At 71.5% G+C, this 17,459-nt stretch carries 14 protein-coding genes; 9 read left to right on the top strand and 5 right to left on the bottom strand.

Features of this window, described 5'->3' with window-relative positions; all coding sequences use genetic code 11:
* From ACTIFU_RS15955 to bchF, 5 genes are all read right to left on the bottom strand, one after another.
* The coding region (locus ACTIFU_RS15955; protein WP_439579309.1) for an AAA family ATPase at window positions 1-547 on the bottom strand (547 nt) is incomplete at its 3' end.
* Window positions 544-4,137, bottom strand: a complete 3,594-nt coding sequence (locus ACTIFU_RS15950; protein WP_439579308.1) for a magnesium chelatase subunit H — start codon at window positions 4,135-4,137, stop codon at window positions 544-546. The genes ACTIFU_RS15950 and ACTIFU_RS15955, both read right to left, overlap by 4 nt.
* Window positions 4,112-5,683 carry a ferredoxin:protochlorophyllide reductase (ATP-dependent) subunit B gene (bchB, locus tag ACTIFU_RS15945; protein ID WP_439579307.1) on the bottom strand — a complete coding sequence of 524 codons (1,572 nt, stop codon included), beginning with the start codon at window positions 5,681-5,683 and terminating at the stop codon, window positions 4,112-4,114. The genes ACTIFU_RS15950 and bchB overlap by 26 nt, the downstream gene beginning before the upstream one ends.
* A 2-nt stretch (window positions 5,684-5,685) precedes the next feature.
* Window positions 5,686-6,966: a ferredoxin:protochlorophyllide reductase (ATP-dependent) subunit N gene (locus tag ACTIFU_RS15940; protein WP_439579306.1), complete on the bottom strand. Its 1,281-nt coding sequence runs from the start codon at window positions 6,964-6,966 to the stop codon at window positions 5,686-5,688.
* A complete protein-coding gene (bchF, locus tag ACTIFU_RS15935) occupies window positions 6,963-7,580 on the bottom strand; it encodes a 2-vinyl bacteriochlorophyllide hydratase (protein ID WP_439579305.1) in 618 nt (205 codons plus the stop codon). The genes ACTIFU_RS15940 and bchF overlap by 4 nt, the downstream gene beginning before the upstream one ends.
* A gap of 257 nt (window positions 7,581-7,837) precedes the next feature.
* On the opposite strand from bchF, the gene ACTIFU_RS15930 reads away from it, so the two are divergent.
* From ACTIFU_RS15930 to phnX, 9 genes are all read left to right on the top strand, one after another.
* The gene (locus ACTIFU_RS15930; RefSeq protein WP_439579304.1) at window positions 7,838-8,761 is read left to right on the top strand and encodes a cobalamin B12-binding domain-containing protein; all 924 of its coding nucleotides are present in this window, start codon (window positions 7,838-7,840) and stop codon (window positions 8,759-8,761) included.
* Between the two features lie 81 nt (window positions 8,762-8,842).
* Window positions 8,843-10,267, top strand: coding sequence for a transcriptional regulator PpsR (gene ppsR, locus ACTIFU_RS15925; RefSeq protein ID WP_439579303.1), 1,425 nt, complete (start codon window positions 8,843-8,845; stop codon window positions 10,265-10,267).
* On the top strand, window positions 10,267-11,199 hold the full coding sequence (gene chlG, locus ACTIFU_RS15920; RefSeq protein WP_439579302.1) for a chlorophyll synthase ChlG: 933 nt from the start codon (window positions 10,267-10,269) through the stop codon (window positions 11,197-11,199). Before ppsR ends, chlG begins: the two co-directional genes overlap by 1 nt.
* Window positions 11,196-12,524 carry a BCD family MFS transporter gene (locus ACTIFU_RS15915; protein ID WP_439579301.1) on the top strand — a complete coding sequence of 443 codons (1,329 nt, stop codon included), beginning with the start codon at window positions 11,196-11,198 and terminating at the stop codon, window positions 12,522-12,524. Before chlG ends, ACTIFU_RS15915 begins: the two co-directional genes overlap by 4 nt.
* Window positions 12,521-13,741: a geranylgeranyl diphosphate reductase gene (locus tag ACTIFU_RS15910; RefSeq protein WP_439579300.1), complete on the top strand. Its 1,221-nt coding sequence runs from the start codon at window positions 12,521-12,523 to the stop codon at window positions 13,739-13,741. The genes ACTIFU_RS15915 and ACTIFU_RS15910 overlap by 4 nt, the downstream gene beginning before the upstream one ends.
* 19 nt (window positions 13,742-13,760) lie before the next feature.
* A complete protein-coding gene (gene hemC / locus ACTIFU_RS15905; RefSeq protein WP_439579299.1) occupies window positions 13,761-14,822 on the top strand; it encodes a hydroxymethylbilane synthase in 1,062 nt (353 codons plus the stop codon).
* Window positions 14,819-15,388 carry an isopentenyl-diphosphate Delta-isomerase gene (idi, locus tag ACTIFU_RS15900; RefSeq protein WP_439579298.1) on the top strand — a complete coding sequence of 190 codons (570 nt, stop codon included), beginning with the start codon at window positions 14,819-14,821 and terminating at the stop codon, window positions 15,386-15,388. Before hemC ends, idi begins: the two co-directional genes overlap by 4 nt.
* A gap of 124 nt (window positions 15,389-15,512) precedes the next feature.
* Window positions 15,513-16,625 carry a TIGR03364 family FAD-dependent oxidoreductase gene (locus ACTIFU_RS15895; protein ID WP_439579297.1) on the top strand — a complete coding sequence of 371 codons (1,113 nt, stop codon included), beginning with the start codon at window positions 15,513-15,515 and terminating at the stop codon, window positions 16,623-16,625.
* Entirely contained in the window at window positions 16,622-17,443 is an 822-nt protein-coding gene (phnX, locus tag ACTIFU_RS15890) for a phosphonoacetaldehyde hydrolase (RefSeq protein ID WP_439579296.1), read from the top strand. Before ACTIFU_RS15895 ends, phnX begins: the two co-directional genes overlap by 4 nt.
* The last annotated feature ends 16 nt before the right edge of the window (window positions 17,444-17,459 follow it).

Here is a 17,459-nt window from a genome sequence, read left to right as displayed (position 1 = left end):
TCGCCGCGACGATCAGGCCGCGATCGGCGTGCAGCAGCGGGCTCGCGAAGCCGCCGCACACAACGTCGCCGAGCACATCGAAGATGACGACGTCGGTCTCCTCCAGCAGGTGGTGCTCCTTGAGCAGCTTCACCGTCTGGCCGACCACGTAGCCGCCGCAGCCTGTGCCGGCGGGCGGCCCGCCCGCCTCGACGCAGAGCACGCCGGCATAGCCCTCGAACACGAAATCCTCCACCCGCAGCTCCTCGGTGTGGAAGTCCACGCTCTCCAGCACGTCGATCACGGTCGGGCAGAGCTGCTTGGTCAGCGTGAAGGTGCTGTCGTGCTTGGGATCGCAGCCGATCTGCAGCACACGCCTGCCCAGCTTCGCAAAGGCGACCGAGAGGTTGGACGAGGTGGTGCTCTTGCCGATCCCGCCCTTGCCATAGACGGCGAACACCTTCGCACCCTCGATCTTCAGCGTCGGATCGGCGTGAACCTGTACCGAGCCGTCGCCGTCGGCGCGCTTCGCCAAGGCGCGTGGTCGCGCGAGATCGATCGCGGTCATGCCGGCGCTCCCATGATGCCTTCGAGCCGGTCCTCGAGCTCCTCGCCGGCCTGGCGCAGGCGATCCATCACCTCCGCCGAGGGAGTCCAGTAGCGGCGCTCATGCGCCTCGATCAGGCGGTTGGCGATCTTCGCCGAGGCCGTCGGGTTCAGCGCCGCGAGACGCTGGCGCATCGCATCATCCAGCATGAAGGTCGCGGCGAGATGGTCGTAGACCCAGGGTGCGACCTGGCCCGTGGTCGCGGACCAGCCCATCGTGTTGGTCACGTGGGCCTCGATCTGGCGTACCCCCTCGTAGCCGTGCGCGAGCAGGGCCTCGAACCATTTCGGGTTCAGCGCACGCGTGCGCGTCTCCAGCGCGACCTGCTCGGCGACCGTGCGCACGCGCCCCTCGCCGCGCGTCTGATCGCCGACATAGACGGCCGCGTCCGACCCCCGCGCGCGCTTCACCGCCCGGCTGATGCCGCCGAGCGTGTCGAAATACTGGTCGATCGTGGTGAGTCCCACTTCGATGCTGTCGAGGTTCTGATAGGTGACGTCCACCCGCGCCAGCACCGCGCTCAGCACGGCGTCCTGGCGCGTCGGCCGGCCATCGACGCCATAGGCGAAGCCCTTGCGGCGCACATAGGCCTCGGCGAGTTCATCCTCCTCCTGCCACGCGCCCGATTCGAGCAGTTGGTTCACGTTCGCGCCGTAGGCGCCGTCGGCGTTGCCGAACACGCGCAGCGCCGCCTGTTCGATCGTACCGCCATGCTGCGCGAGATGGGCAAGCGCGTGCTTGCGGATGAAGTTCATCGTCTCCGGCTCGTCGGCCTGCGCGGCGAGCAGTGCGGCCTCGGCCAGCAACCTGGTCTGCATCGGCAGGAGGTCGCGGAAGATCCCCGAGAGCGTCACCATCACGTCGATGCGCGGTCGGCCGAGCCGGTCGAGCGACACGAGCTGCGCGCCGGCGAGCCGGCCGTAGCTGTCGTGGCGCGGCTCCGCCCCCATCAGCCACAGCGCCTGGGCGATCGGCCCGCCCTCGGTCTTCAGGTTGTCGGTGCCCCAGAGCACGATCGCGACCGTCTCGGGCAGCGCGTTGCCGTCCGAGGTGTGGCGGGCGAGCAGCTTCTCCGCCTGGCGGGCGCCGTCGGCCACCGCGAAGGCGGAGGGGATCTTGAACGGATCGAAGCCGTGCAGGTTGCGCCCGGTCGGCAGCACGTCCGTGGTGCGCAGCAGGTCGCCGCCAGGGGCAGGGCGGATATAGCCACCGTCGAGCGCATGGAGGATCGCGCGCGTCTCAACATCGTCGGCCATCAGGGCGTCGAGTCTGGCGCGCTCCGCCGGATCGGCGACGTTCGCCGCATCGAGCATCTCGGCGCGCTGCGTTGCATCGGGCGGCTGGCCGACCACGTGCAGCCCGTGCGGGATCAGCGTGTACTCGAGCTCGAGCAGCGCGTCGGTCAGCCGCACAATCTCACTGTCGGGATCGGCCCAGGGCGGCTCGGCGGTCGCGAGATCGACCGCGGCCGCCTGCGCCTGCACCAGCCCCGCCAGCGCCAGACGCGCGTTCGGATCAATGTCCGGGTCCTGCGCGCGCCAGCGGTCGATCGACGCCTTGAGGTCGAGCAGGCCGCGATAGAGCCCGGCATGGGCGACGGGCGGCGTGAGGTAGGAGATCAGCGTCGCTCCGGCGCGGCGCTTCGCCAGCATCCCCTCGGACGGATTGTTCGAGGCGTAGAGATAGAGGTTCGGCAGGTCGCCGATCAGCCGGTCCGGCCAGCACGCGGCGGACAGCCCGGCGTGCTTGCCCGGCATGAATTCCAACGCACCATGGGTGCCGAAATGCAGCACCGCATCGGCGCCGAAATCCTCGCGCAGCCAGCGATAGAACACCGAGAAGGCGTGGGTCGGGGCGAAGCCGCGCTCGAACAGCAGCCGCATCGGGTCGCCCTCGTAGCCGAAGGCGGGCTGCACGCCGACGAACACGTTGCCGAACCGAGCGCCGAGCACGAACAGCGACGCGCCGTCGGACTGCGCGCGGCCCGGGGCCGGGCCCCACTGCGCCTCGATCTCGGCGAGATGGGGGTCGCGGCGGACGTGATCATCGGCCGGGATTCGCGCCGCGACGTTCGCGTGCGCACCGTAGCGGGCGGCATTGCCTTCGCAGATCGCGCGCCGCAAGGCCTCGGCATCCGCTGGCACGTCGACCGTGTAGCCGGCATCGCGCATGGTGCGCAGCGTGTTCCAGGCGGAGGCGAAGACCGACAGATACGCCGCCGTGCCGGTCGCGCCGGCATTGGGCGGGAAGTTGAACAGCACGAGCGCCACCTTGCGCTCCGCCCGCGCGGTCCGGCGCAGCGACACGAGCTTTGCCACGCGCGCGGCAAGGCTGCGGGCCCGCTCCGGGTGCGAGGCCATGTCGCGCCGCGCCTCGCCCTCGACCGACCAGGACCGTCCGCCAAAGGTCATCGGCCAGATCGCGCCGTCCAGTTCCGGCAGCGCGACCATCATGGTCGCCTCCACCGGCGTCAGCCCGCGCGGGTCGGCCTGCCAGTGCTCGACCGTCTGGAACTCCAGCGGATGCGCGGCGATGTAGGGTACGTCGAGCCGGGCGAGGATCGTTTCCGCCGCGCGCGCGTCGTTGTAGGCGGGACCGCCGACCAGCGAGAAGCCGGTGAGCGACACCAGCGCGTCGATCGCCGGCGCGCCGTCCTGCATGAAGAAACGCTCGATCGCCGGCCGTGCGTCGAGGCCCGAGGCGAAGGCCGGGATCACGCGCAGGCCCCGTGCCTCCAGCGCGGCGATCGCGCCGTCGTAGTGCGCCGTGTTGCCGGCGAGCAGGTAGGACCGGAGCAGCAGCACGCCGACCGTGCCCGCACTGCCCTCCGCCGGCAGGTCAGCGAGACGCTCGGTGATCCGGCCACCCGCGCCGGGGTGATAGAGCCCGACCTCCGGGTACTGCACGGGCGAGGCGACCTTGAGAGCGCCGGCGAGCGCTGCGCGCGGGCCTGCCGCGTAGCGCCGCACCATCATGCGCACCAGGTTGGCGATGTTCTCCTGCGACCCGCCGAGCCAGTACTGCAGTGCGAGGAAATAGGCGCGCACGTCCTGCGCCGTGCCCGGGATGAAGCGCAGCATCTGCGGCAGGCGGCGCAGCATCTTCATCTGGCCCTGGCCGGATGAGCCGCTGCCCGAGGACTTGCCGCGCAGCCGTTTGAGCAGTGCGAGCGGACCGCGTGCCTCGCCGCTCATGGTGAAGCGGCCGATGCGGGTCAGGCGCATCACCTCGCCGGCCGACATCATGCAGAGCATCGCGTCACAGGCGGCACGGCGCGCCTCCAGGGCCGGCAGCACCGCGCGGATGTGATCGTCGAGAAACAGCATGGTTGCGATCACGATGTCGGCGCGGCCGATATCGGCGATGCAGGCCGCGAGCGCGGCCGGATCGGCACCCCACTCGTCGGCGGCGTGCACGGCGAGCTCGAACCCCGGCAGCTCGCGCCGCAGCGCCGCCCGCGCCCCCATCGCCGCGCCGGTCAGGTGACTGTCCATCGTCACCACGACCACGCGGATCGGGGTGGCGTCAGCGGGCGTAATGCGCCTTGGCATCGTACAGCGTCTCGACGGTGATGGCGGCGAGGCCGCGCTCGGCGGCGTAGCGCTCGGTGTTGCGGCGGGCCTTGCCGCGCACGAAGAAGGGCACCTTGCGCAGTTCGCGCTCGGCATCGGCTGCCCAGGACGGCGTCCCTTCAAGGACAGGAGCCGCCGCCGCGGCGGCCGGGGAGGAGGCGGCCGGGGCGGCGGCGGCAGTCGCGCCAAGGTGGGACGGCGCGGCGTCGTCGTGGAACTCGAAGTCCTCGCGGAACATCGCCAGCAGATGCTCCTCGAGTCCCATCATCAGCGGATGCACGAGTGTGTCGAACAGCACGTTCGCGCCCTCGAAGCCCATCACGGGGGAATAGCGCGCGGGGAAGTCCTGCACGTGCACCGGCGCGGAGATCACCGCGCAGGGAATGCCGTGCTTCTTGGCGATGTGCCGTTCCATCTGCGTGCCGAGCACGAGCTCGGGCTGGAGCGCCGCGACCGCCGCCTCCACCTCCAGGTAGTCGTCGGTGATCAGCGCCTCGATGCCGTAGCGCCTTGCCCCTTCGCGCACCTCGCGGGCGAGCTCGCGCGCGTAGGTGCCGAGGCCGACGACCGTGAATCCCATCTCCTCGGCGGCGACGCGCGCGATGGCGATCGCATGGGTCGCGTCGCCGAACACGAACACGCGTTTGCCGGTCAGGTAGGTGCTGTCGACCGAGCGCGCGTACCACGGCAGGCGCGAGGACTCGGCATCCAGCACCGGCGCGGGATCGACGCCCGCGAGTGCGGCGGCCTCGGCGATGAAGTCGCGTGTTGCCCCGACGCCGATCGGAACGATCCTCGTCGCCTTCTGGCCGAAGCTGCGCGAGAGCCACGCGGCCGCAGGCGCGGCGATCTCTGGATAGAGCACGACGTTGAAGTCGGCCTCGCCGAGCCGTGCGATGTCCGCGGGCGCGGCGCCGAGTGGCGCGACGACGTGCACGTCGATCCCGAGTCGCGCCAGCAGCAAGGTGATCTCGCGGACGTCGTCGCGATGCCGGAAGCCGAGCGCGGTCGGCCCGAGGATGTTGCAGCGCGGCCGGCGGTCCGCCGGACGTGCCGGGCGCGGGGCGCCGGGCGGCGGCGCATGCGGTCCCGCGAAGGCGCGCACGAGCTGGTAGAACGTCTCGGCGGCGCCCCAGTTCTCCTTCTTCGAGTAGGACGGAAGCTCGAGCGGCACGATCGGCACCGGAAGCCCCGCCGAGCGCGCGAGCCCGCCCGGATCGTCCTGGATCAGCTCGGCGGTGCAGGACGCGCCGACCAGGATTGCCTCCGGGCGGAACCGCTCGTGCGCCTCGACGAGTGCCGTGCGGAACAGTTCGGCGGTGTCGCCGCCGAGATCGCGCGCCTGGAAGGTCGTGTAGGTGACCGGCGGGCGCTTCTCGCGGCGCTCGATCATGGTGAACAGCAGGTCGGCGTAGGTGTCGCCCTGCGGCGCGTGCAGCACGTAGTGCACGCGCTCCATGGCGGTCGCGACGCGCATCGCCCCTACATGCGGCGGCCCTTCATAGGTCCAGACCGCGAGCTGCATGGCTACACCGCGAGCCTTGTGCGCCGGTCCAGCGGGCGGGCGAACAGCGCGGCGAGGTCGCCCGCCTGATCGTAGCCCTGGATCGGCGTGAACACGAGCTCGATCGACCACTTGGTCGTGAGCCCCTCGGCCTCGAGCGGATTCGCAAGCCCCAGCCCGCACACGGTGATGTCCGGACGGTCGGCGCGGCAACGGTCGAGCTGGCGCTCGACATGCTGGCCCTCGGCGAGCCGCGTACCTTCCGGCAGCAGATTGAGCTCCGGGCCGAGATGGGCGCGATGCAGATAGGGCGTGCCGACCTCGACCAGCCGCATGCTGAGCTCGCGCGTGAGCATGCGCGCGAGCGGGATCTCGATCTGACTGTCGGGGAACAGGAACACGCGCTTGCCGGCCAGCGCCGAGCGGTGCGCGGCCAGCGCGCGCGCCGCACGCGACTCGGCGAGCGCGGTCGCCTCGCGGAAGCGTGACGAGGTCACGCCGAACGCCCGCGCCGCGGCGTGCAGCCAGAGGGTCGTGCCCTCAGCGCCGAGCGGGAAGGGCGCGGGCAGGTGCTGTGCACCACGAGCCTCGAGCAGCCGCGCGGTCTCGCCGAGCCAGGGCTGGGCGAGCAGCATCCGAGTCGCGGGGCCCACCGGTGGCAGTGCGGCGGCAAGGCGCGGCGGCAGGAAATCGACCGCACCGATGCCCATCGCGGCGAACAGGCGGCGAAACTGGTCCTCCACCACCTCGGCGAGCGCGCCCACCACCAGCAGGCGCGGCGTCGCGTCGGCCTCGGGGAGTTCCGGCACCAGCGCCGCCAGGCAGGCGTCCTCGCCCTGGGTGAAGGTTGTTTCGATCCCACTGCCCGAGTAGTTCAGCACGCGCACGCCAGGCGCGAACTGCCGGTTCAGACGTTCCGCCGCGCGCGAGAGGTCAAGCTTGATCACCTCCGAGGGGCAGGATCCGACCAGGAACAAGAGTCGGATGTCGGGCCTGCGTGCAAGCAGCTGGCCGACCACGCGGTCGAGTTCGGCATTCGCGTCCGCCAGCCCCGCGAGGTCGCGCTCGTCGATGATTGCGGTTGCGAAGCGCGGCTCGGCGAAGATCATCACGCCGGCGGCGGACTGCATCAGATGCGCGCAGGTGCGGCTGCCAACCACCAGGAAGAACGCGTCCTGGATCTTGCGGTGCAGCCAGACGATGCCGGTCAGGCCGCAGAACACCTCCCGCTGGCCGCGCTCGCGCAGCACCGGGGCATCGGCGCAGCCGCCGTGTGCGGGAGCGAGGGTCGCGGCCGATGTCACGTGGCCGAACCCGCCGCTGGCTGGCCGGGAGGACTGGTCCAGCGCGCCTCGTCGCGCCGGGCGGCGCGCAGCTTCAGCACGAACTGGCCGGCATTCACGACATAGGCGGCATAGGCCGCGAGCGCCACCAGCATCTGGTCGCGCGCGTCACCGAGCCCGAGCATCAGCATCGCGAGATAGGCGGTGTGCAGCCCGATCACGAGGAAGGAGAACACGTCCTCCCAGAAGAACGGCCGGGCGAACAGGTACTTGCCGAAGACCTCCTTCTCCCAGATCGAGCCGGTGATCATGATGGTGTAGAGCACCACTGTCTTGGCGATCACCGAGATGGTGGCGAGCAGCAGCCCCTCGCCGGTCGCGAGGAAGCGCGCGACCAGAGCGAGGCTGATCAGAAACACCGCGAACTGGAACGGCGCGAGGATCCCCTGCACCACGGTCCACGGCGAGGCGTCGCGTCGGGCGCGCTCCTCCGGCGTGTAGAGCGGCTTGCGCGCGGGTGCGGCGCGGCTCGCGCGCGGCTGGAGCATCTGCCTGTGTTGGCAGCCGGCCGCGGTGCCCCAGGGGCAGGCGTCCACCGACGCGATCAGACGCTCAAGGACGCGTTGTGTCAGCATGGCTTGACAAGCTCCCCCTCCCTTGGCTCACGCTGGCGTCATCGGTCGCGGTGGTGCGCCAGCGGGCCGGGCCGGGCGGAAGGCCTTGCGTGCGGGCCGATCGTTGCGGAAACGTTGCATTCTTCCCTCCCGTCGGCGGTGGCCGCCATGGGAGGAAGGCTAGAGAAGCCGGACGCGGAGTGTCAAGGCTGATTGACGTAAGGCATGCTTGACAGACCAACCCCGCCGACGGCTAGAGTGACGGGAGGAGGAGTCCAATGGCCAGTTTCCAGGAGCCATCGGCATCTGGTGGCAACGAGGACGGTCCGAGCGGCCGTGGCGCGTCAATGCTGCGCGGCTTCGCCGAGGGCTATGGCGGCGGTTTCCATCGGAGCGTGTCCGCTTACGCTGACGGTGGCCATGACAGGGGCCACCCGGAGGTGACCTCCGCGGTCGAGACCCGGGTCGTTCCGTGGATCGTGCTCGCCCATCGTGCCGCGGCGGCACCGCTGCGCCCCGAGTCGGCCGGTTCCACACCGACCCGCGACGATGTCGCCCTGATGGCCGATGCGGCGCGCTACAACGACCTTGCCCGGGTGGTTGCGCTGGTCGACCGGCTCTGCGCCGCTGGCGCGGCGCTGGATCAACTCTACCTCGACCTCGTCTCGCCGGCGGCAGCCCTGCTCGGCCAGATGTGGCACGACGACACCGCCTCGATCGCCGAGGTCACGGTCGGGCTGGCCTGCCTCCAGCGGTTGGTCCACGCCTTCGGGCCGGCCTTCCACCAGGACGACCTTCGCCCCGATCCGCGCCGGCGCATCCTGCTCGCGCCCCTCCCGGGCGAGCAGCACAGCTTCGCGCTTGTGCTGGTCGCTGAGTTCCTGCGCCGGGCCGGCTGGGACGCCGACAACGGCCGCGTGCTCTCCTGCGCCGCCCTCTGCGACGTGCTGCGCCGGGAGTGGTTCGCCCTCGCCGGCCTCTCGGTCAGCTGCACCACCCGGCTCGACACCATCGCCGCGACGATCCACACGCTGCGCCAGGCCTCGCGCAACCGCGGGATCGGCATCATGGTCGGCGGGCCCCTGTTCACGAACCACCCCGAGTTCGTCGCCCAGGTCGGCGCCGATGCCATGGCGACGGATGCACGCCATGCGGTGGTGCAGGCCGATGGTCTGGTCGGATTGATGGCAGGTCGCGCTTGAGCCTGGACGAAAAGCTGAGCCGCCGCTACGGAGGGATGCCGAGAGGAAGCGGCTTAGCAACGAAGGATACGAAGAACTGTGATGTCCTTCACGGCTCCCAGGAACTCGCTCGGCGCGCTCGACGCGGACGCCGCGGCGGTCCTCGTCAGCGCGGCAGCGGACGTGACGCTGGTCGTGGATGAGGATGGGGTGATCCGCGACATCGCCTTCTCCAGCGACGAACTCGCCCGTGATCTCGACGGGCAGGCGCCCTGGCTCGGGCGCGCCTGGATCGACACCGTCGCCGAAGACAGCCAGCCGAAGGTCACCGAGCTGTTGCGCGATGTGCGTTCCGGCAACGCCACGCGCTGGCGCCACGTCAACCAGGTCTCGGTCTCGGGCGAGCACGTCCCGGTGCTGGTCTCGGCCATCCGCATCGCCGGCGGCGACCGTGCCATCGTGTTCGGCCGCGACCTGCGCGCGATCTCGTCGCTGCAGCAGCGGCTGGTCGAGACCCAGGCTTCGATGGAGCGCGACTACTCACGGTTGCGCCAGGCGGAGACTCGCTACCGTCTGTTGTTCCAGACGGCCGTGGAGCCCGTGCTGATCGTCGACGCCGCCTCGGGACGGGTCGTTGAGGCGAACCCGGCTGCGGCGGGAATGCTTGGCCAGGCCGGGCGCCGGCCGGTCGGCTCGGCCCTGCTCGACATGTTTGAGCAGGCGAGTCGCGAGCCGGTGAACATGCTGCTTGCCTCGGTGCGCGCGACCGGCCGCGGCGACGATGTTGCCGCCCGCACCGCCACGGATCAGCGCGACGTGGTCGTCTCCGCCACGCTGTTCCGTCAGGACGGCACCACGCTGTTCCTCGTCCGCCTCGTCCACACCCTGGCCGAGGGCACCGCGGTCGTGTTGCCGAAGCACAAGTCCAAGCTGCTGAAGCTGATCGACTCCGTGCCCGACGCCTTCGTCGTTACCGACCATGAGGGCCGGGTGATCACCGCCAACGCGGCGTTCCTGGAGATGACCCAGCTCGCCTCCGAGGAGCAGGCCAAGGGCGAGACGCTGGACCGTTGGCTCGGACGTTCCGGTGTCGATCTGGATGTGCTGCTCGCGACGCTGCGCGGCGGCGGCCCGATCCGGCTGTTCTCGACCGCGCTGCGCGGCGCCTTTGGCGCGAGCACCGATGTGGAGATCTCGGCGGTCACCATCATGAACGGCGGCAAGCCCTCGTTCGGCTTCGCGATCCGCGATGTCGGCCGCCGCCGCGCCGCGCAGCCGCAACCTGGCGTGGCCGCGACCCGCTCGGTGGAGCAGCTCACCGAGCTGATTGGCCGCGTCCCGCTGAAGGACCTCGTGCGCGAGGCGACCGACGTGATCGAGCGGCTCTGCATCGAGGCCGCGCTCGAACTCACCAACGACAACCGCGCCTCGGCCGCCGAGATGCTCGGACTGTCGCGCCAGAGCCTCTACGTGAAGCTGCGCCGCTACGGGCTGATCGGCCCGGACGACGGCAGCGAGGGGGATTGATGCCGGGCGGGATCGGTCGCGCACACGCTGCCGGGTCCCGCCCTGTCCGGGTGCCGTCGCCGCGGACGGTGCTGGAGCTCCTCAAGCCGATCACCTGGTTCGCGCCGATGTGGGCGTTCGGCTGCGGCGTCGTCTCCGCCGGCGGCCCGGCTTGGTCGTCGCTGCCGGTCGTCCTGCTCGGCGTCCTGCTGGCCGGGCCGCTCGTCTGCGGCATGAGCCAGGCGGTGAACGACTGGTTCGACCGCCACGTCGACGCGATCAACGAGCCTGACCGGCCGATCCCCTCGGGCCGCATCCCCGGGCGCTGGGGGCTCGGGATCGCGCTCGCCTGGACGGCGCTCTCGCTCGCGGTCGCCGCCGCGCTCGGCGCCTTCGTGTTCTGGGCCGCCGTGCTCGGCGTCGCGATCGCCTGGGCCTACAGCGCGCCGCCCGTGCGGCTGAAGCGCGACGGCTGGCTCTCCGCCACCGCCTGCGCCGCCTGCTATGAGGGGCTGCCTTGGATCACCGGCGCCGCGATCGTCGCCGCCGGCGCACCGGATGGGCGCATCTTCGCCCTCGCCGGGCTCTACAGCCTCGGCGCGGTCGGCATCATGACCCTGAACGACTTCAAGGCGGTCGAGGGCGATGCGCGCATGGGCATCCGCTCCCTGCCGGTGCAGCTCGGCACCGATGCCGCCGCGCGGCTCGCCTGCGTGGTGATGGCGGCACCGCAGCTCGTCGTGATCGCGCTGCTGCTGACCTGGGGCCGGCCGGTCCACGCCGCGACCGTCGGCCTGCTGCTGGTCGTGCAGTTCGGCCTGATGCTGCGCCTGCTCGCCGATCCGCGCGGCCGCGCGCCCTGGTACAACGCCACCGGAACGAGCCTCTACGTGCTCGGCATGCTGGCCTCGGCCTTCGCGGTCGCACCGCTGGTCGCGGGAGCGGCGAGGTGACGGCGCGTACGCTCTCCTGGGCCGGGATCGTCCGGCTCGGCCTGGTGCAGACCGCGTTGGGCGCGATCGTTGTGCTGACCACCTCGGCGCTCAATCGCGTGATGATCGTCGAGCTCGCGCTGCCGGCGACGCTGCCCGGCCTGCTGGTGGCGATGCACTACGCGGTGCAGTTGATGCGCCCGCGCATGGGCTACGGCTCGGACATGGGCGGGCGGCGCACGCCCTGGATCATCGGCGGCATGGCGGTGCTGGCGGTCGGCGGCACGCTCGCCGCGGTGGCGACTGCCTGGATGGCGACCGACGTGGCGGCGGGGATCGCGCTCGCGGTGGTGGCGTTCCTGCTGGTGGGGCTCGGCGTCGGCGCGGCCGGCACGGTGTTGCTGGTGCTGCTCGCGAGCCGCTCCGCACCCGAACGGCGGCCGGCGGCCGCCTCGATCGTCTGGATCATGATGATCGCCGGGTTCGTGGTGACCACCGCGGTCGCGTCCCGGCTGCTGGACCCCTATTCGCCCGAGCGGCTGGTCGCCGTTTGCGCCGGGGTGTCGGTTGCGGCCTTCCTGCTGGCCGTGATCGCGGTCTGGGGCGTGGAGCACTCGGTCGCACCGCAGGTGGTGGAGCGGAAGCCGGCGAAGGTGCCGTTCCGCGAGGCGCTCGCCCAGGTCTGGGCCGAGCCCGAGGCGCGCCGCTTCACGGTGTTCGTGTTCGTCTCGATGCTGGCCTATTCCGCCCAGGATTTGATCCTCGAGCCCTTCGCCGGCGCGGTGTTCGGCCGCACGCTCGGCGAGTCCACGCGCCTCGCCTCGCTCCAGCACGGCGGCGTGCTGCTCGGCATGATCCTGGTCGCGATCGCCGGCACCGCGCTGGGCGGGCATCGCGTCGCGGCGCTGAAGCTGTTCACGATCGGTGGCTGCCTCTCGGCGGCCGCCGCGATGCTCGGCCTCGCGGCCGCAGGCTTTATCGGCGAGGCTTGGCCGCTCGCGACCTCCTACTTCGCACTCGGGCTTGCCAACGGCGTATTCGCCGCCGGCGCGATCGCGACCATGATGCAGCTCGTCGGCCGCGGCCGCGAGTCGCGCGAGGGCGTGCGCATGGGGCTCTGGGGCGCGGCGCAGGCGATCGCCTTCGGTCTCGGCGGCCTGCTCGGGGCAGCGGCGCTGGATGTCGCGCGGCTCGCGCTCGACTCGACGGTGGGCGGCTATGCGGCGGTGTTCATCGGCGATGCGGTCCTGTTCGTGATCTCGGCCTGGCTGGCGCTCGGGATCGCGCGCCAGCGGTCGGCCGCCGCAGTGCCGATCCCGGTGATCAGCGGAGGGGCGGAGCGGTGACGATCGAGAGCTTCGATGCCGTCGTGGTGGGCGGCGGACCGGCGGGTGCGACCGCGGCGGCTGATCTCGCGCGCGCCGGACGGCATGTGCTGCTGCTCGACAGGGCCGGCCGCATCAAGCCCTGCGGCGGCGCGATCCCGCCAAAGCTGATCGCCGACTTCGCGGTTCCTGAGAGCCTGCTGGTGGCGCGCGTCACCTCGGCGCGGATCGTCTCGCCGTCGGCGCGCGAGGCGGCGATGCCGGTGACTGACGGCGGCTTCGTCGGCATGGTGGACCGCGAGCATTTCGACGAGTGGCTGCGCAACCGCGCGGTCCTGCTCGGCGCCGAGCGCCGCGCCGGCACCTTCGAGCGGATCGAGCGCGATGCCGGGGGCACGATCGTGCGCTACCGTTCGAAGGGCGGGGCCCCCGAGGCGCCGCTCGAAGCGGTGCGCGCCCGCGCGGTGATCGGCGCGGACGGCGCGCTCTCCGCGGTCGGCCGCCAGTGCGTGCCGGGCGCGGACCAAACCCCGTTCGTGTTCGCCTATCATGAGATCGTCCGCGCGCCACAGGGTGTGGCGCCGTCGCAGTATGACGGCGAACGCTGCGACGTGTACTACCGCGGCACGCTCTCGCCCGATTTCTACGCCTGGATCTTCCCGCACGGCGACACGGCCTCGGTCGGCACGGGCTCCGCGCACAAGGGGTTCAGCCTCAAGGGCGCGGTGAAGGAGCTGCGCGATGTCGCCGGGCTCGGCGCGGTCGAGACGATCCGGCGCGAGGGTGCGCCGATCCCGCTCCGGCCGCTCAGACGCTGGGATGACGGGCGGGACGTGCTGCTTGCCGGCGACGCAGCCGGCATCGTCGCTCCGGCCTCGGGCGAGGGCATCTACTACGCGATGCTCGGCGGGCGCTTCGCGGCGGACGCGGTGGACGAGTTCCTCGCAACCGGCAAGGCCGGCGCGCTCGCCGCCGCGCGCCGGCGCTTCATGCGCCTGCACGGTCCGGTGTTCTGGATGCTCGGCATCATGCAGTCCTACTGGTACGGCAACGATGCGCGCAGAGAACGGTTTGTCTCGATCTGCCGTGACCCAGACGTGCAGTACCTCACCTGGGACGCGTACATGAACAAGGAGCTGGTGAAGGCCCGCCCGCTCGCCCATGTGCGCATCTTCTTCAAGAACCTCGCCCACCTCACTGGACTCGTGCCCGCCTGGGCACGCGGATCCGCCTCGTGATGATCGCTGCCGGAGCGCGATGATGCCGCCACTCGACCTCGATACGCCGACCGTTCGCCCAACCCCTGCGGGACAGGTCGGCGCGCGACATCGGCCGGCCATGCCGGACGGCGCGATGGTGCGGCCGCACGGCCCGGCGCTGCCGTTGCGCGTCGGCACTCGCGGCTCGCCGCTCGCGCTCTGGCAGACCAGGGACTTCCTCGGACTGGTCACGCGGTTCTGCCCGTTGTTGCACCAGATCGATGCGTTCCAGGAGCATGTCATCGCCACGACTGGTGACCGCATCCAGGACAAGCGTCTGGCGGAGGTCGGCGGCAAGGGCCTGTTCGCGAAGGAGATCCACGAGGCGCTGCTGGACCGGCGCGTCGATTTCGCGGTGCACAGCCTGAAGGACCTGGAGACCGAACTGCCGCCCGGTGTCGTGCTCGCCTGCACCCTGAAGCGTGAGGATCCGCGCGACGCGGTCGTGCTGGGCAGCGTCTGCGGCACGTTCGACTCCAATGACCCTTGGGCCGCGCTGCCGCGCGGCGCGGTCGTTGGGTCGTCGTCGGTGCGGCGCCAGTCGCAGCTCCTGCACACCCGCCCTGACGTGACGGTGACGATGATCCGCGGCAACGTGCAGACGCGGCTTGCCAAGGTGCATGGCGGTGAGTTCGGCGCCTCGCTGCTGGCCTTCGCAGGACTCAAACGCCTCGCGCTTGAGTGCGAGGCGGGGATCGTGCTCGATCCGGAAGTGATGGTGCCGGCTGCCGGGCAGGGCATCGTCGCGGTGACGGTGCGCGAGCGCGACGAGGAGCTGCGCGAGCTGCTCTCCGCGATCGAGGACTGGGAGGCGCGCGCGGTCTCGACCGCCGAACGGGCACTGCTGGCCGCGCTCGACGGCTCGTGCCGCACGCCGATCGGCGGCTATGCGCGCATGACGGCGGACCGCACGCTGCGGCTTACCGGACTGGTCGCGCGCGCCGACGGCACGTTCCTGCTCAAGCGCAGCATCGAGGGTTCGCCCAGGGATGCGCAGCGCCTCGGCCACGCGCTCGGTGCCGGGCTCAGGCGCGACGCGCCGGCGGACATCTTCGTGTGAGCGCGCTGTCGGCGCCGCTGGAGCTGGTGGCGGCACGGCGGCATCCGCGCGGCGAGCAGGTCGTTCTGGTGAACGAACAGGACCGGCCGCTCGGCGTGATGGAGAAGCTCGCCGCGCATCGCGAGGGGCGGCTGCATCGCGCGCTCTCGGTGGTGCTGCGCTCGCCGGACGGGCGGCTGCTGATGCAGCGCAGGGCGGCCGGCAAGTACCACTCCGGCGGGGTCTGGACCAACACGTGCTGCAGCCATCCGCGTCCTGGCGAGGCAGTGGGCGAGGCGGCGGTGCGGCGGCTGCGCGAGGAGATGGGGATCAGCGTGCCGGCGCTGAGCAGGCTGTTCGAGACGATCTATCGCGCGCCGGTCGGGCGGGGACTGGTCGAGCATGAGTACGTGCACGTGTTCGGCGGCGTGTGGGATGGGCCCTGCGCGCCTGCGCCGGAGGAGGTCGAGGACTGCGCCTGGATGGATCCCGCGGCGCTGCGCAGCGACATGGACGCGCGGCCGGAGCGGTACTCGGTGTGGTTCCGGCAGTATGCAGAGATGTTCTGGGATCGCATGATCGCCTAAAAGGTGGGGGGACCACGCTGGTCCCCCCACCCCCTGCACCTCTGGGCCCGCGTCGCGACCAACGGGAGCGGCGCCCTCCAGCGGGGTTCCGGGGGCCCCCACGGCCCCCCGGGGAGTGTTCTTCATGGACCTTGTCGTCATCGGCGCCGGCATCGTCGGCCTGGCCCACGCCCTCGCGGCCGCGCGAGCCGGCCTGGCCGTCACCGTGATCGACCGCGAGGCGCGCGCCAACGGCGCCTCGACCCGCAATTTCGGCTTTGTCACGGTCACCGGCCAGCAGGCGGGCGACACCTGGCGCCGCGCGCTGCGGTCGTGCGCGATCTGGGCCGAGGTCTGTCCGGCGGCCGGCATCCCCATCCTCCACCGCGGTCTGCTGATGGCCGCGCGCCGGACGGAGGCGCTCGCCGCGATCGAGGCGTTCGCGCGCGGCCCGATGGGCGAGGGCTGTCGTGTCCTCGCGCCCCGGGCGTTGCCGCACCCGCTCCGCCAGGAACTCGCCGGTGCGCTGCTGTCGCCGCATGAGCTCCGCGTCGAGCCCCGCGAGGCGCTGCCGCGCCTCGCGTCCTGGCTCGAAACGCAGCACCGCGTCCGGTTCCGCTGGCGCACGCATGTCCGTGGCGTCGAGCGCGGCCGCGTCGACACGACACGTGGGCCGATCGCAGCGGATCGCGTCGTCGTCTGCCCCGGCAACGACTTCCTGTCGCTGTTCCCGGACGCGATCGCCGCGTACGCTCCCGTTCGCTGCAAGCTTTCGATGCTGCGGCTCGCCGATCCGGGTTGGCGGCTCCCAGCGGCCGTGATGAGCGATCTCGGTGTGGTGCGCTATCTCGGCTATGGTGACGCTCCGTCGCTGCCAACCCTGCGCGCGCGTCTGCAGGCCGAGCAGCCCGCACATCTCGCGCAGGGCATCCATCTGATCGTTGTTCAGTCGGCGGACGGCTCGCTGGTGATTGGCGACTCGCACCTCTACGGCGACACGCCCGACCCGTTCCTGTCGGGGGAGACCGAGGCGCTGATCCTTGAGGAAGCGCGCGCGGTGCTGCACCTTCCCACGCCGCGGGTGATCGAGCGCTGGGTCGGCGAGTATCCGTCCGCCGCGGCGCCCGCGTTCATCTCGGCTCCGTCCCAGGAGACCCGTGTCGTCATGGTCACCTCTGGCACCGGCATGAGCACGGCCTTCGCGCTCGCCGAGGAGACGCTCGCCTCGTTCGGCCTGGCACCCGCGGTGCCGGCGTGAGCCGCCCGCCCTATCGCGATCCGCTCAAGGCCGTCGTGTTCGACTGGGCCGGCACCGTGATCGACCATGGCAGCCGCGCGCCGATGGGCGCCTTCGTGCGCGCCTTCGCCACGTTCGACGTGACGATCACGGTCGCCGATGCGCGCGGGCCCATGGGGTTGCCGAAGTGGGACCACATCATGGCGGTCGGCACCCTGCCGCACGTCTCCGCGGCGTGGCAGGATCGGCACGGCCACGCCTTCGGCGCGGCGGACGCGGATCGGATCTTCGCTGTGTTCGAGCCGATGACGATGGCCGCGATCCGCGACCACGCGGACATGATCCCCGGTGCGGCGGAGGCGGTTGCCGCCTGCCGCGCGCGCGGCCTCGCGATCGGCAGCACGACCGGCTACACGCGGCCGATCATGCAAGAGCTGCTGCCGCTCGCCGCCGCACAGGGCTACGCGCCCGACTGCCTGGTCTGCGCCGGCGATCTCGCCGCGGGCCGGCCGACGCCGCTGATGATGTACCGCTGCTTCGCCGATCTCAGCGTGTTCCCGCCGGAGGCGGTGGTGAAGCTGGACGACACCGCACCCGGCATCGCCGAGGGGCTCGCGGCCGGCACCTGGACGGTCGGCGTCGCGCTGACGGGCAACGCGGCGGGACTCTCGGCGGAGGAGCTCGCCGCGCTCGACGGGTGCGCCCGTGCCGCTCTCCGGGCGCGGGCGGCAAGGGTGCTACGCGACGCCGGCGCGCACTGGGTGATCGACTCGGTGGCCGACCTGATCGAGCTTCTGCCGGAGATCGAGGCGCGGCTCGCGCGCGGCGAGACGCCATGAGCGCGGTCGTGGACGC

The organism is Elioraea sp. (assembly GCF_051860475.1).
Lineage (GTDB): Bacteria > Pseudomonadota > Alphaproteobacteria > Acetobacterales > Acetobacteraceae > Elioraea.
The sequence above is the reverse complement of the archived record's forward strand: the minus strand, read 5'-3'. Positions and strand labels throughout refer to the sequence as shown.

Excerpts from the sequence above, each read along its gene's own strand:
- ACTIFU_RS15950 (WP_439579308.1), bottom strand. The coding sequence starts at position 4,137 with ATGCCAAGGCGCATTACGCCCGCTGACGCCACCCCGATCCGCGTGGTC.
- bchB (WP_439579307.1), bottom strand. The coding sequence starts at position 5,683 with ATGCAGCTCGCGGTCTGGACCTATGAAGGGCCGCCGCATGTAGGGGCG.
- bchF (WP_439579305.1), bottom strand. The coding sequence starts at position 7,580 with ATGCTGACACAACGCGTCCTTGAGCGTCTGATCGCGTCGGTGGACGCC.
- ACTIFU_RS15930 (WP_439579304.1), top strand. The coding sequence starts at position 7,838 with ATGGCCAGTTTCCAGGAGCCATCGGCATCTGGTGGCAACGAGGACGGT.
- ppsR (WP_439579303.1), top strand. The coding sequence starts at position 8,843 with ATGTCCTTCACGGCTCCCAGGAACTCGCTCGGCGCGCTCGACGCGGAC.
- chlG (WP_439579302.1), top strand. The coding sequence starts at position 10,267 with ATGCCGGGCGGGATCGGTCGCGCACACGCTGCCGGGTCCCGCCCTGTC.
- hemC (WP_439579299.1), top strand. The coding sequence starts at position 13,761 with ATGATGCCGCCACTCGACCTCGATACGCCGACCGTTCGCCCAACCCCT.
- ACTIFU_RS15895 (WP_439579297.1), top strand. The coding sequence starts at position 15,513 with ATGGACCTTGTCGTCATCGGCGCCGGCATCGTCGGCCTGGCCCACGCC.